Here is a 12,599-nt window from a genome sequence, read left to right as displayed (position 1 = left end):
GCCTATTTTTATAAAGCCTTACAAGCAATGTCGTTTTAACTAACAAATAAATAACAATAGAGAGAAAGATTATGCGTAAACAACTGATGGCGTTAGCGGTAGTCGCAATGCTCGGAAGCAGCACGGCGGCACTGGCGGCAGATTTAGAATCTGACATGGATACGATTTCTGATAACTACAGTAAAGTGCTGAAAACCAGCGATCAGACCGAACTGACAACCAGTCTGGCGAATATGAAAGCCGCGGCGGAAGATGCGAAAAAAGCCACCCCGCCGAAACTTAAAGGCAAAGCGCCGGACAGCCCGGAAATGCAGGATTACCACAAAGGGTTGGATACGTTGATCGGGCAGATTGACAAGGCCTCGGCTTTAGCCAAAGCGGGCAAGGTAGATGAAGCGAAGAAAGAAGCCGAAGGGTTTAAAGCGACGCGGAACGAGAATCATAAGAAGTTTAAGTAAGCATATGGCTGCTGCTTAGGCGGCTTCTCGATGCTGAGAGCGGTGAAAATTTCGGTTTCTCAATCGCAGTGATCACTCGGCCTCTCGCGCCGAAACCGACCAAAGAGGGCTAAGACGAGCCCTCTTTGGAATCTCTACGTCTTAAACTGCGCGCTCCGCTCGCTGACTATGTTTCAGATACCACCGCGACAGGCTGGAAATCTTGCCGCTGCGCGGTGCCTTCCTTTCGGGATTGCAGCCTGAGGTCTGCAACCTCTCACTCAGCAAGATTTCTGAATCGCCCGTAGGATCTTAAATTCAACGGCAGATTGTTTGCATCTTTTAGATAAGTTTATTGGCGCGCTCAAAAATGGCACCGAATGAATGGTTCGAGACCTATGGATCGAAGCCTGAAATGAGGGAATCGCGCAGCGATGACATTTTGCGCCACTGACCTATGCAGTAGAACATGTTCGTTGTACCAGCGATAGCGCGCAGTAAAAAAGCGGAGGGAGATCCAAGAGGGAGAAAGCACTTCTCCCTCTTGGGCGGTTTCGGCGCAGCACGTTAAGAGATTACCACAGGTGAGAAACCGAAATGTTCGCGGTCTTTAGTAAAGCAGTACAGCGGCTTCTGCATATGAGAAACCGAAACTTTCTGATTCTTCAGTAAAGCCGCCATTGCAGCGGCCTCTGCAAAAAAATCTTAACTTCTCAGTTCCCCTGCTGCCTCCGGCTGAAACAACAACTCCAGCACGGTGATGTGGCTTTGTTCGCCATTCGGCATTTCCCACGTGATGCTTCCACCTGTGCGCAGTCCAAGCAAAGCGGCTCCCAGCGGTGCCATCACAGACAACTGCTCGTTGCTGTCTTTCAGCGCTGCCGGATACACCAGCGTGCGGATGTGTTCTTCGCCTTCTTTACCTTCAGTAAAGCGAACCTTGCTGTTCATCGTAACCACGTCGGCCGGGATTTGCTCGGGCGGCAAAATCTCTGCGCGATCCAACTCTTCATTCAGTGCGTCGGCGACCGGGCTGTTGGCAAAAGCCGGTTGTGCCAGCAGTGTGTCCAGGCGTTCTGCGTCAAGTTCATTGATGATCAGTGTCGGTTTACTCATAACATTCTCCATGGTTCCTTTTGCATCACCCGCTTCATGCGAGTGGGGTGCCGGTCGGCAAAAAATAACACCCCCGCGGGTTAACGCAGGGGTGTCAGTGATTTGCATGTGTTCTTTGATACTAGGCACTCTTTAGCGGAAATGAAAGCGTTGTGAGGGAATTAATCCGCATTGCGAAAATTCCGATTACCAGTGAAATACGCTGCTACAGACGGCAATATTCAGTGATATGGCGACTTAACTTTTCGTTTTGCGAATTGGATCTGCTCAGCTCATCGTATTTCCACTTCGAACTGGAAAAAGACCCACTACACAGGAAATCTCCCCAGGGTTAGGGTAAAGACAGACGAAATAAACGGCTGAAATAGTGAGTCAGGTAAGGAGAGAGGTAATCGCGAGTGAATAACGCAATCGCATCTGTGAACGGAACCGGGCAGATTGAAATGAAAAATGCACCGGCGATAACAGAGCAAGTTTTAAAAGATATTCAGACAATGCAAAGCGCGAAGAATATCTACACCACAGATGTTCAGTTGCAAATGTTAACGTCTCACGTAAAAGCCATGGTATTACGCTCCATTACCGGCGAGCCGTTACCTGAAGTCGAGAAAGATTTATTTGATGAAATTTCTGCCGAATCTATGCAAATGGCAGAAGAAGTGGTCAGCTGGTTCGGGAATTTGCCGATTGAGGAAGCGTATTTGCTCTCGGTGCATTTTGAAGTCGCAAGAGACAACGAACCGAAATAAATTTTAGAATTTAGTGAATTAATTAATCTGGAGATGTGAATTATGGGACAAGTATTAGTTGTGATCGGCGACCGTTTAGGTAAAGGCCAGAAAGTGGCGGCAGGCGTGGAAGCGGCTGGCGGAAGAGCCATTGTTGTCCCAGGTATGGCAGCAGATATGAAACTCGGCGACGTGATGAAAGCAGAAGGTGCCAGTTTAGGTATTTCTTTCTGCGGCAGTGGCGGCGCAGGTGCGATTACCGCACAAAATAAATATGGATATAAAGCCAAGTACGGGATGCGTTCAGTGGATGAAGGCGTCACGGCAATTAACGAAGGCTGTCTGGTATTAGGGTTCGGATTTATGGATAAAGAAGAACTGGGTCAGCGTCTGGTTGAAGCTTATAACAAGAAGTATGGTCAGGCGTAATGAAGCAACAATTAACCACGACGGTTCGGGTTGAAGGAAAAGGCGAAAATAAGGCTGCCGCCTTTTCTTCCGCACTGAGTCAGGTTCAGAGAACGGTTCTCAAATCTTCCGCCAATAATGTCTTGCTGCGTATTGAACCGCAGGACGTCAAGGTAATAAAGGCTGAAGAGTCAGTAAAAAGAGAAAAGTTTCTGTTCTTTTTTCTGGCCAGGGAAAGAAAGAGTTATTACGTGGCGCTAGACATTACCGTCAACCTGACTGTTATTAATACGGAACAGGTAGTTTTTGTCACGAAATAAAAACGTTAGCTATAAATGACAAGGATATACTGATGTTTTTAATTATTTTATTTAAGTCGCTTATTATCGGCGGACTGGTTGGCGTGGGCGTAGGTGCGGGTGCCGCACGTATGTTCCATGCGCCTACCGTGCAAGGGATGGGGGCTTTTCGTACTCTTGGGGAATTAAACTCCTGTGAAGGCGATCCGGCTTCGCATTTCTCTTTTGGTCTGGGCTTCTTCTTCAACGCCTGGGCATCTTCCGTTGCAGCAGGTTCCTTCACGCAGGACGTTGACCACCGCATCATCCCTCACTGGGCGACCGCGGCGCTGATGTTCAAAAACCGCAATGTCGCTGAAACCATGCATGACCCGCGCAAGATGGCGATTGCAGGCGGCATCATCGGCATGATTGTGGTGGCGTTCCTCAACACCACCGCGTCAGCCGTTCCTCCGGCGTTGCAGGTTACCGCGATTAAAGTGCTGGTACCGGCAGCAAATCTGCTGGTGAACACTGTTATGCCAGTGATTTTCTGGCTGGCGGCGATTGATGCAGGACGTCGTTCCGGTTTCTGGGCCACCATCTTTGGCGGTCTGGCGCAGATGATCATGGGTAACGCCGTACCGGGTCTGGTGCTGGGTATTCTGATCGGTAAAGGCGTCGAAGAAAGCGGCTGGAACCATGTGACCAAAGTGATGATGGCGGCGATTATCGCGCTATTCGTCCTCAGCGGTTTCTTCCGTGGTTTCGACGTCAAACTGTTGCAGTCATTCATGCTGGACGTCCCGACATGGCTGAACGGCATTCACAACTCACTCAGCGGTAAGTAAGGGAGCATGACAATGGAAGAACAAGCCAAACGTGGTTTCTGGTACGCCGAGTGGTCGTTCCCGATTTTTGTCGGACTGCTGTCTTCAGGCGTGTTCGCCGGAACACACATGTATTACCTGTACGGCATCGGCGCGTTTAACGAAGTGGCATTTGTGTCGATGTTGCGTTCCGGCATGGACACAGGCGTGTATGGCGCAGTCGCGGCCTTCGGTGCCAGCTTCCTGTTTGCCCGCATCATCGAAGGTTCACTGGTCGGTATTCTCGACATCGGCGGTGCCATCCAGACCGGTATTGGTCTGGGCGTCCCGGCGCTGCTGCTCGGCGCAGGGATTATCTTCCCGGTGGCGAACTTCGCAGCTTCACTGGTGACCGGCCTGATCCTCGGTTTAGCCGTCGGTTACATCATCGTTCTGGCACGCAAATTCACCATCAACCAGAGCAACTCGACCTACGGCGCTGACGTGATGATGGGTGCGGGTAATGCCTCCGGCCGTTTTCTCGGGCCGTTGATTATCCTGTCCGCCATGGCGGCATCGATTCCAATCGGTCTGGGATCATTGCTTGGCGCACTGGGTTTCTATCTGTGGCAGAAGCCAATCACCGGTGGTGCGATCCTCGGTGCCATGATCCTGGGCGCTATCTTCCCGGTTTCATTGTAAGAACAGCAGCATAGAAGAAAATCAGCAGTAAAACGGGCGTCGGGAACACTCCTGACGCCCGAGATTATGGAGAACGTCGTATGTATGACTTAATCATCCGGCAGGCATTACGCACAGACGGCAGCCTGACTGATATTGCAATTCAGGGCGGCAAATTCGCCGCCATTGGCACTCTGGCAGCCGATGCGACTGCCCGCCAGACTCTTGATCTTCAGGGCAAAGTTTATGCCAGCGCAGGCTGGATCGACTCCCACGTTCACTGTTATCCAAAATCGCCGATTTATCATGACGACGCCGACCTGATTGGCGTGGCCTGCGGTGTCACCACCGTCGCAGATGCCGGCAGCACCGGCGCGAATGATGTCGACGATTTCTATCAGATTACCCGTACGGCGAAAACCAACGTCTACGCGTTTCTCAATATCGCCCGCACCGGCATTGTCACGCAGAACGAACTGGCGGATATGACGCAGATAGACAAAGTCGGTGTGCGTGATGCCATCGCGCGAAATCCTGGTTTTATCATCGGCATTAAAGCGCGCATGAGCAGCAGCGTGGTCGGCCAGAACGGTATCAGGCCGCTGGTGCGCGCCAAAGAAATTCAGCAGGAAAACGATGACCTGCCGCTGATGGTGCATATTGGTAATAACCCGCCGAACCTCGATGAGATCGCAGATTTGCTGACCTCCGGTGACATTATTACCCACTGCTACAACGGCAAGCCGAACCGCATTCTCTCGCCACAAGGCGTGCTGCGCGATTCCATTAAACGAGCGCTGAGCCGTGGCGTGCTGCTGGATGTCGGTCACGGCACCGCGAGTTTCAGTTTTGAAGTGGCGGAACTGGCTATCAGACAGGGCATTTTGCCGCACACCATCAGCTCCGATATTTATTGCCGCAACCGTATAAACGGGCCGGTGCATAGCCTGGCGACGGTGATGTCTAAATTCTTTAGCGTCGGTATGACCTTGCCGCAGGTGATTGATTGCGTGACGTCTCACGCCGCTGACGCGCTGCGCCTGCCTGCCAAAGGCCGTCTGGAAGTGGGCGCTGATGCCGATCTGACCCTGTTCGAGCAGCGTTTTGCGCCGCAGGTGTTTGTCGATTCCGAAGGACAGTCCGCGAAGGGCGAAAGTTTGCTGGTGCCTCTGGCCGCTGTGGTCGCGGGCGTCACCCTGTTAACTGAAGAAGGGAAATCTGCTCATGTCTTCTGAACAATCTTTGTATGAAAAGTACCAGTTAAAACAAGTTATTAATGCTTCAGGCCGCATGACGATTCTGGGTGTGTCGACGCCGCGTGAAGAAGTGGCTGCAGTGGTGAACACCGGGCTGAATCATTTCTTTGAGATGAAAGATCTGGTGAACAAAACCGGCGCTTACATCGCTAAACTGCTGAACGTCGAAAACGCGGTGGTCGTTTCCTGCGCTTCCGCCGGGATCGCGCAGTCAGTTGCGGCAGTGATCGTCAAAGACGACGCCTGGTTGCTGGAAAACCTGCACGCCGCGCCGCTGGAAATTCCGCACGATATTGTGTTGCCAAAAGGCCATAACGTGAACTTCGGCGCGCCGGTCGCGACGATGGTCACGATGGGCGGCGGCAAAGTGGTGGAAGCCGGTTACGCCAATGAATGTTCTGCCGCGCAGCTTGCTGCCTGCATCACGCCGCGCACAGCAGCCATTTTGTACATCAAATCCCATCACAGCGTGCAGAAAAGCATTCTGTCGGTTGCGGAAGCTGCCGAAGTGGCGCGTGCGCACAATCTGCCGCTGATCGTCGATGCGGCTGCTGAAGAAGACCTGTCCTGCTATTACGAGATGGGCGCAGATCTGGTGATTTACAGCGGGGCGAAAGCTATCGAAGGGCCGACCAGCGGTCTGGTGCTCGGCAAAAAACACTACGTCGAATGGGTAAAACTGCAATCGGGCGGAATTGGTCGCGCGATGAAAGTCGGCAAAGAAGGCATTCTCGGTCTGACGCAGGCCATCGAAAGCTACATCACACTGCCGAAAACCACCGGGCAGGAAATGGTCGACAAGATGACGCCATTTATCGCCAGTCTCAATGAAATCAACGGCGTAACAGGCCGCGTGGTCTGGGACAGCGCCGGACGCGATATCGCGCGTACGGAAATTACTTTTGATGAAGCGGTACTTGGCTGGAAAACCAAGGCCATTGTCGATGCCATGAAAAACGGCGACATCGCCATTTATTTCCGGGGCTACCGCGCCAACGAAGGCAAGATTGAAGTCGATGTGCGCAGCGTGACGCCGCCGCAACTCGCCATCGTCGCAGATCGTTTTAAACAACTTTTTAGTGGAGAGAAAGCATGAAGCTGACCCCGAATTTTTACCGTGATCGTGTGTGCCTGAATGTGCTGGCGGGTTCGAAAGATAATGCCCGTGACATCTATGAAGCAGCAGAAGGTCATGTGCTGGTCGGTGTGCTTTCCAAAAATTATTCCGACGTCGCAAGCGGCGTTGCGGACATGAAGGAATATGCGGCGCTCATCGAAAATGCGTTGTCCGTTGGCCTGGGTGCGGGGGATCCGCGTCAGTCGCTGATGGTCAGCCAGATTTCTGCACAGGTTCAGCCGCAGCACGTGAATCAGGTTTTCACCGGCGTGGGTACCAGCCGCGGAATGCTTGGGCAAAACGACAGTGTGGTCAACGGTCTGATCTCTCCGACCGGTAAAGTCGGCTTCGTGAAGATCAATACCGGCCCGCTGAGTTCAGCTTGTGCTGACGCCATCGTTCCGGTGGAAACCGCCATTGCGCTGCTCAAAGACATGGGCGGCAGCTCGGTGAAATATTTCCCGATGGGGGGTCTGAAAACCCGTGACGAATTTGCTGCGGTGGCCCGTGCCTGTGCGGAACAGGATTTCTGGCTGGAGCCGACCGGCGGCATCGATTTAGAAAACTTCGAGCCAATTATGGAAATCGCGCTGGCGGCGGGCGTGACCAAAATCATTCCGCATATCTACAGCTCAATCATCGACAGCGCGACGGGCAACACCCGCCCTGAAGATGTGAAAACCCTGCTGGCCAGCGTCAAAAAGTTGGTGGGTTGAAGGTTCTGACCTTTCCTGCGCGGTAAGCCGTCTGCGCGGTTAAACACCCTGTATCCCACAGTCACTGAGCGGATGCAGGGTTCTCTCGTTTGTCTGATATCCCAAATTCTGAGGAAATGTATGAGAAACTGGTTTCTGATTTCAGGTTTAACCTCCGCGATGCTGGCAGTTTCTGCCATGCCGCTCTATGCAGCAGAAAAAACAATGAATTCGACGACTCCGCATTTTGCTTACGTCGGCACCTACAACCCCAACGGGGAAGGTGTCTACCGTTTTAAATTCGATCCGAAAACCGGCGCACTGAGTGATAAAACGCTCGCCAGCCAGCTGCCAAATCAGGCGCAGATGGTGCTCAGCCACGACGGCAAAACGCTGTTTATTGGCAGTGAAATTGATAATTACAATGGCGGCAAACATGGCGCTGTGGCGGCCTATCGTATTGCGCCAGAAGACGGCAGCCTGACGCTGATTAATCAGGTGGATTCGCAGGGTGCAGGGCCGGTGTATCTGTCCCTGACGCCAAAAGGGGATCATCTGCTGGTGGCGAACTACATCAGTGGCGTGGTGGCAGTCTTCCCGGTGGATGCCAGCGGAAAACTGAGTGAGGCCAGCAATAGCCAGCAGGATTCAGGTCCGGCAGGCGCGGGCAAACCGGCAGCGGCGGCGGAAGGCAGTTTTGCCATCAGCGACCACAACGGGCCGCACGCGCATATGGTTGCCACCGACCCTTCCGGCAAATTCGTGTTTTCCACCGATCTTGGGCTGGACCGGATCTACCAGTGGAAGCTCAACGGTGAAACCGGCGTGCTGGAAGCCAACGATCCGCCGTTTATTAAGGCGTCTTCCGAAGGTGCAGGACCCCGCCATTTCGTGTTTCATCCGAACGGCAAAGTGGTTTTCCTGATCAACGAAGAAGCCTCGACGCTGACCAGTTATCGCTTTGACGCCACCAAAGGCACGCTGACGGAGCTTCACAGCCTGTCATCACTGCCAGCCGGTTTTAAAGGCACCAACTTTGCGGCGGGCATTGTGCTGAGCAAAGACGGCAAGCATCTGTATGTGGCGAACCGTCTGCATAACAGCATCGCGCAGATCAACGTGACCGGCGAAGGCGCGATGACCTGGAATGATGAAACCTGGACGCGTGGCGACTATCCAAGAACGCTGACTTTGTCACCAGATGGCAAATATATTTACGCAATGAATCAACGAAGCGATAACATCACCAGATTCAAGGTATCTGGCGAAAACGGTAAGCTGTCATTCGTTGATGATTATGTGGCTGTGGGCAGTCCGTCACAGATGGTGATTGCACCCTGATAACATGCTGCGTTTGAACTAAACCTTCTGCGTGGAAACCTTCCCGGTGACTGCGCAGAAGGCGTATCCGCAATAATATGGAAGAATAATGGTGAGATTTCCCAATCAACGTCTGGCGCAACTGTTTGATGCGCTGCAAACCGAAACCCTTCCTCAGGATGAGCTGGCAAAACGTCTGTCCGTTTCGACACGCACGGTGCGTGCCGATATTACTGCGCTGAATGAAATCATCGCCGATTTTGGTGCGACGTTTGTTCACAGCCGTGGCAGCGGGTATCAGCTACGTATTGACGATCAGACGCTTTTCTCAACGTTACAGCAATCAACGCAACGTAAACCCAATCCGACGCCGCGCACTGCTGCTGAACGGGTGAAAACGTTGCTGATCCGCTTTTTGACCTCAGCTTTTTCGTTAAAGCTGGAAGATCTGGCCGATGAATGGTTTGTCAGCCGGGGAACCCTGCAAAATGATATGGCTGAGGTGAGGGAGCATCTGGCTCGCTATCATCTGAATATCGAAACCAAGCCGCGCTACGGCATGAAACTGTTCGGTGCGGAACTGGCGATCCGCGCGTGTCTGACGGATCTGTTGTTTCAGCTGGATGCCGAGGAGCAGGCCAATCCTTTGTTGAAAGCGGAAAGTCTGGAGCCGGAAGCGCTGGTGCCACTGACGCGATTGATGCATGAAGTGCTGACGCAGTCTTCTATTCAGCTGACTGATGAAGGCGAGCAATATCTGATCCTGTATTGTGCGGTGGCAATTAAGCGCATTACCGGCGGTTATCCGCTGACGGATTTTGATGCAGAAGACGGTGACCCGGCGGTGAAACAGGTTTCCGTGCGGCTGGCGGCTGAGCTTCGAAATCTGGTCGGCAAGGAAATTCCGGCCTCTGAAGAAGCTTATCTGCGGGTAAATATCGCGGCACGTCGCGTACAGCAAATTCTGCCAACCGACATCAACGCCGACGACGACGAATCGCTGGTCGATTACATTCTGTCGTATATCAACGCGCACTATAACTATGATTTGCAGGGTGACAAGCAGCTGCGCGCCGATCTGCTGACGCATATCAAGACCATGATTACGCGGGTGAAGTACCAGATAAATATCCCCAATCCGCTGCTGAACAACATCAAACAGCATTACCCGATGGCGTATGACGTCACGCTGGCGGCAGTTTCCAGCTGGGGAAAATACACGCCGTATTCGCTGAGTGAAAACGAGATTGGTTTTCTGGTACTGCATATCGGCGTCGGGCTGGAGCGGCATTACAACATCGGCTATCAGCGGCATCCGCAGGTGATGCTGGTGTGCGATACCGGCAATTCAACCATCCGTATGATCCAGGCGCAGATTAACCGCAAGTATCCGCAGCTGGTGATGAAGCAGGTGGTTTCGCTGCGCGATTACGAGCAACTGGAACATATCGACGAAGATTTTATTATCTCCAACGCCCGCATCACCGAGAAGAATAAGCCGGTAGTGGTGCTGTCACCATTCCCGACTGAATACCAGATGGAACAGCTCGGCAAGCTGGTGCTGGTCGACCGCACGCGCCCTTATATGCTGGAAAAATTCTTCGATGAAAAACACTTCATGATCGTCAACGAGCCGATGACGCAGGCAGAATTATTCCGCCATGTGTGCTCGCAGCTGGAAGAAGAAGGTTATGTCGATCAGGCGTTTTATCCGTCAGTGGTGGAACGCGAGGAGATAGTCTCGACCATGCTGGGCGAAGGCATTGCGCTGCCGCACTCACTGGGACTGCTGGCGAAGAAAACCGTGGTGATCACGCTGCTCTCGCCGCAGGGCATTACCTGGGGCGAAGGGGAGACGGCACACGTGATTTTCCTGCTGGCGATCAGCAAGGCGGATTACGAGGAAGCGATGGCGATTTATGATTTGTTCGTGACGTTTGTGCGGGAGCGTTCAATGAGTCGTTTGCTGAGCAGTGAGAATTTTGAAAGCTTTAAGGCCATTGCTATAGACTGTTTAAGCCGCATTTAATACGGCTTAAACAGTGCGCTAATGATCAGTCTTCATCAAAACCTGAATTGATCAGATTTACAACTGCCGTCAGCGCCTGTTCTTCGTCGGGGCCGGTGGCTTCGATTTCTATTTTCTGACCTTTCGGGGAATCAAGCATCAGCAGCGCGATAACGCTGCTGGCTTCTGCTTCAATACCTGTGCCGTTACGCAGCATCACTTCTGATTCGAAACTCTGCACCAGTTCAAATAACTTCATCGCCGGACGGGCATGCATCCCTAACCGGTTTTTGATTTCTACCGTTTGTTTTACCGTCATGATTTACGTTTTTCCAGCGTGCGATGGCGGGATTGCACGTTCTTCCCGCGGGAACGGAAATAGTCGGCCAGTTGCTCTGCGATATACACCGAACGGTGTTTACCGCCGGTACAGCCAATGGCGACGGTCAGATAGCTGCGGTTATTGGTTTCCAGCATCGGCAGCCACTGTTCGAGATAGCTGCGGGTCTGGTAGATAAAGTTGTGTACTTCGGTATGACGGTCAAGAAACGCCGCCACCGGTTTGTCGAGGCCGGTCATCGGACGCAGTTTCGGATCCCAGTGCGGGTTCGGCAGGAAACGCACGTCGAACACGTAATCCGCATCAATCGGAATGCCGTGTTTGAAACCAAAGGATTCGAAGACCATTGTCAGTTCGCGTTCGCGTTTACCCAGCAGGCGGGTACGCAGCATTTCTGCCAGTTCGTGAACGGACATTTCGGACGTGTCGATGATGAGATCGGCGGAAGAACGCAGAGGCTCGAGCAAATCGGCTTCTTCATCAATGGCACTTTCGAGAGAGAGGTTTTTGCTGGAAAGCGGGTGCAGACGACGGGTGTCGCTGTAGCGGCGGATCAGCGTATTGCGGTCGGCGTCAAGGAACAGCAACTGCGGTGAGAAGCTCTCAGGCAGCTGGGACATTGCATATTCATAAACTTCCGGGGTTTCCGGCATGTTACGTACGTCGATGCTGACGGCCGCTGACGTATTACGTTCAACGAGGGTTTGTGCAAGCTGCGGTAATAACACCACCGGCAGGTTATCCACACAGTAAAAACCCATGTCTTCCAATGCCCTTAGGGCAACCGACTTCCCGGAACCGGAACGGCCGCTGACAATCATCAGCACCATGGTGTCACTCCCCTGGCATTCAGTGTTCAGAATTCATTTTCCCGGCACCGTACCGGGAATCAGCAATTTATTCGTTTTCAGTCATTATCTGGAACAGTTCTTCGTCGCTTTGCGCGCCACGCAGGCGGCGACACACTGTTTTATCAGCTAATTTCTTAGCCACCAAAGATAATGTATGTAAATGGGTTTTACATTGATCCGCCGGTACCAGCAAGGCAAAAAGTAAGTCTACCGGCTGATTATCGATGGCATCAAAAGCGATAGGTTGTTCCAGCTGGATGAACACTCCGACTGCACGTAAAGTATCTTCTTCCAGCTTACCGTGCGGGATGGCGATCCCGGCACCGATTCCGGTGCTGCCCATACGTTCACGGGTCAAAATGGCGTCGAAAATCACCTGTGGCGACAAATTCAGTTGCTTAGCGGCCAGTTCGCTGATGATTTCCAGTGCGCGTTTTTTGCTGGCGCAATGAACGCCGCTTTTGGTGCATTCGGCATTGAGCACCGACGTTAATTGCATTGCTATATCGTTGATCATGTCATCTTTCACTTTTGCGCTGTTTCACCCTTAAAGCT

General features: G+C 52.5%; 15 protein-coding genes. 11 read left to right on the top strand and 4 right to left on the bottom strand.

Going from position 1 to position 12,599, the window contains the following annotated elements:
* The first annotated feature begins 71 nt into the window (after nucleotides 1-71).
* Nucleotides 72-458 (top strand): cytochrome b562, encoded by a 387-nt coding sequence (gene cybC, locus J1784_RS13070; protein ID WP_217149579.1) that lies wholly within the window; start codon nucleotides 72-74, stop codon nucleotides 456-458.
* 684 nt (nucleotides 459-1,142) lie between these two features.
* Here the strand turns inward: cybC and rnk are convergent.
* Nucleotides 1,143-1,553, bottom strand: a complete 411-nt coding sequence (gene rnk / locus J1784_RS13065; protein WP_217149578.1) for a nucleoside diphosphate kinase regulator — start codon at nucleotides 1,551-1,553, stop codon at nucleotides 1,143-1,145.
* Between the two features lie 443 nt (nucleotides 1,554-1,996).
* On the opposite strand from rnk, the gene J1784_RS13060 reads away from it, so the two are divergent.
* The 10 genes from J1784_RS13060 to J1784_RS13015 all read left to right on the top strand — a co-directional run bounded on the left by J1784_RS13060 (nucleotide 1,997) and on the right by J1784_RS13015 (nucleotide 10,874).
* Nucleotides 1,997-2,302: a PRD domain-containing protein gene (locus tag J1784_RS13060; RefSeq protein ID WP_217149676.1), complete on the top strand. Its 306-nt coding sequence runs from the start codon at nucleotides 1,997-1,999 to the stop codon at nucleotides 2,300-2,302.
* A gap of 42 nt (nucleotides 2,303-2,344) precedes the next feature.
* A complete protein-coding gene (locus J1784_RS13055; RefSeq protein ID WP_136377019.1) occupies nucleotides 2,345-2,710 on the top strand; it encodes an SFCGS family glycine-rich protein in 366 nt (121 codons plus the stop codon).
* Nucleotides 2,710-3,009: a DUF4312 family protein gene (locus J1784_RS13050; protein WP_047605601.1), complete on the top strand. Its 300-nt coding sequence runs from the start codon at nucleotides 2,710-2,712 to the stop codon at nucleotides 3,007-3,009. Before J1784_RS13055 ends, J1784_RS13050 begins: the two co-directional genes overlap by 1 nt.
* Before the next feature lie 32 nt (nucleotides 3,010-3,041).
* On the top strand, nucleotides 3,042-3,818 hold the full coding sequence (locus J1784_RS13045) for a DUF4311 domain-containing protein (protein WP_056776226.1): 777 nt from the start codon (nucleotides 3,042-3,044) through the stop codon (nucleotides 3,816-3,818).
* Nucleotides 3,819-3,830: 12 nt separating this feature from the next.
* A complete protein-coding gene (locus tag J1784_RS13040) occupies nucleotides 3,831-4,478 on the top strand; it encodes a DUF4310 family protein (protein WP_217149577.1) in 648 nt (215 codons plus the stop codon).
* Between the two features lie 80 nt (nucleotides 4,479-4,558).
* On the top strand, nucleotides 4,559-5,692 hold the full coding sequence (locus J1784_RS13035) for an amidohydrolase/deacetylase family metallohydrolase (protein WP_217149576.1): 1,134 nt from the start codon (nucleotides 4,559-4,561) through the stop codon (nucleotides 5,690-5,692).
* Entirely contained in the window at nucleotides 5,682-6,809 is a 1,128-nt protein-coding gene (locus J1784_RS13030; protein ID WP_217149575.1) for a DgaE family pyridoxal phosphate-dependent ammonia lyase, read from the top strand. The genes J1784_RS13035 and J1784_RS13030 overlap by 11 nt, the downstream gene beginning before the upstream one ends.
* Entirely contained in the window at nucleotides 6,806-7,546 is a 741-nt protein-coding gene (gene dagF / locus J1784_RS13025; protein WP_217149574.1) for a 2-dehydro-3-deoxy-phosphogluconate aldolase, read from the top strand. The genes J1784_RS13030 and dagF overlap by 4 nt, the downstream gene beginning before the upstream one ends.
* A gap of 120 nt (nucleotides 7,547-7,666) precedes the next feature.
* A complete protein-coding gene (locus J1784_RS13020; RefSeq protein ID WP_217149573.1) occupies nucleotides 7,667-8,866 on the top strand; it encodes a lactonase family protein in 1,200 nt (399 codons plus the stop codon).
* 88 nt (nucleotides 8,867-8,954) lie between these two features.
* Nucleotides 8,955-10,874 (top strand): BglG family transcription antiterminator, encoded by a 1,920-nt coding sequence (locus tag J1784_RS13015; protein WP_217149572.1) that lies wholly within the window; start codon nucleotides 8,955-8,957, stop codon nucleotides 10,872-10,874.
* A gap of 25 nt (nucleotides 10,875-10,899) precedes the next feature.
* On the opposite strand, the gene npr is transcribed toward J1784_RS13015, so the two are convergent.
* From npr to ptsN, 3 genes are all read right to left on the bottom strand, one after another.
* Nucleotides 10,900-11,172 carry a PTS phosphocarrier protein NPr gene (npr, locus tag J1784_RS13010; RefSeq protein ID WP_120131579.1) on the bottom strand — a complete coding sequence of 91 codons (273 nt, stop codon included), beginning with the start codon at nucleotides 11,170-11,172 and terminating at the stop codon, nucleotides 10,900-10,902.
* The gene (rapZ, locus tag J1784_RS13005) at nucleotides 11,169-12,023 is read right to left on the bottom strand and encodes an RNase adapter RapZ (RefSeq protein ID WP_013577261.1); all 855 of its coding nucleotides are present in this window, start codon (nucleotides 12,021-12,023) and stop codon (nucleotides 11,169-11,171) included. The genes npr and rapZ overlap by 4 nt, the downstream gene beginning before the upstream one ends.
* A gap of 67 nt (nucleotides 12,024-12,090) precedes the next feature.
* Nucleotides 12,091-12,573 carry a PTS IIA-like nitrogen regulatory protein PtsN gene (gene ptsN / locus J1784_RS13000; protein WP_208642857.1) on the bottom strand — a complete coding sequence of 161 codons (483 nt, stop codon included), beginning with the start codon at nucleotides 12,571-12,573 and terminating at the stop codon, nucleotides 12,091-12,093.
* Between the last annotated feature and the right edge of the window lie 26 nt (nucleotides 12,574-12,599).

Origin of the sequence: Rahnella ecdela (genome assembly GCF_019049625.1) — a bacterium.
GTDB lineage: Bacteria > Pseudomonadota > Gammaproteobacteria > Enterobacterales > Enterobacteriaceae > Rahnella > Rahnella ecdela.
Note: the sequence above shows the minus strand (reverse complement) of the source record. Positions and strands in the feature narration are given on the sequence as shown.

Bases quoted from the DNA above. Each gene is read 5' to 3' on its own strand.
- J1784_RS13035 (WP_217149576.1), top strand. From the start codon at position 4,559: ATGTATGACTTAATCATCCGGCAGGCATTACGCACAGACGGCAGCCTG.
- J1784_RS13015 (WP_217149572.1), top strand. From the start codon at position 8,955: ATGGTGAGATTTCCCAATCAACGTCTGGCGCAACTGTTTGATGCGCTG.
- J1784_RS13020 (WP_217149573.1), top strand. From the start codon at position 7,667: ATGAGAAACTGGTTTCTGATTTCAGGTTTAACCTCCGCGATGCTGGCA.
- dagF (WP_217149574.1), top strand. From the start codon at position 6,806: ATGAAGCTGACCCCGAATTTTTACCGTGATCGTGTGTGCCTGAATGTG.
- J1784_RS13060 (WP_217149676.1), top strand. From the start codon at position 1,997: ATGAAAAATGCACCGGCGATAACAGAGCAAGTTTTAAAAGATATTCAG.
- J1784_RS13050 (WP_047605601.1), top strand. From the start codon at position 2,710: ATGAAGCAACAATTAACCACGACGGTTCGGGTTGAAGGAAAAGGCGAA.
- J1784_RS13030 (WP_217149575.1), top strand. From the start codon at position 5,682: ATGTCTTCTGAACAATCTTTGTATGAAAAGTACCAGTTAAAACAAGTT.
- cybC (WP_217149579.1), top strand. From the start codon at position 72: ATGCGTAAACAACTGATGGCGTTAGCGGTAGTCGCAATGCTCGGAAGC.
- rapZ (WP_013577261.1), bottom strand. From the start codon at position 12,023: ATGGTGCTGATGATTGTCAGCGGCCGTTCCGGTTCCGGGAAGTCGGTT.
- npr (WP_120131579.1), bottom strand. From the start codon at position 11,172: ATGACGGTAAAACAAACGGTAGAAATCAAAAACCGGTTAGGGATGCAT.
- J1784_RS13045 (WP_056776226.1), top strand. From the start codon at position 3,042: ATGTTTTTAATTATTTTATTTAAGTCGCTTATTATCGGCGGACTGGTT.
- J1784_RS13055 (WP_136377019.1), top strand. From the start codon at position 2,345: ATGGGACAAGTATTAGTTGTGATCGGCGACCGTTTAGGTAAAGGCCAG.
- rnk (WP_217149578.1), bottom strand. From the start codon at position 1,553: ATGAGTAAACCGACACTGATCATCAATGAACTTGACGCAGAACGCCTG.
- J1784_RS13040 (WP_217149577.1), top strand. From the start codon at position 3,831: ATGGAAGAACAAGCCAAACGTGGTTTCTGGTACGCCGAGTGGTCGTTC.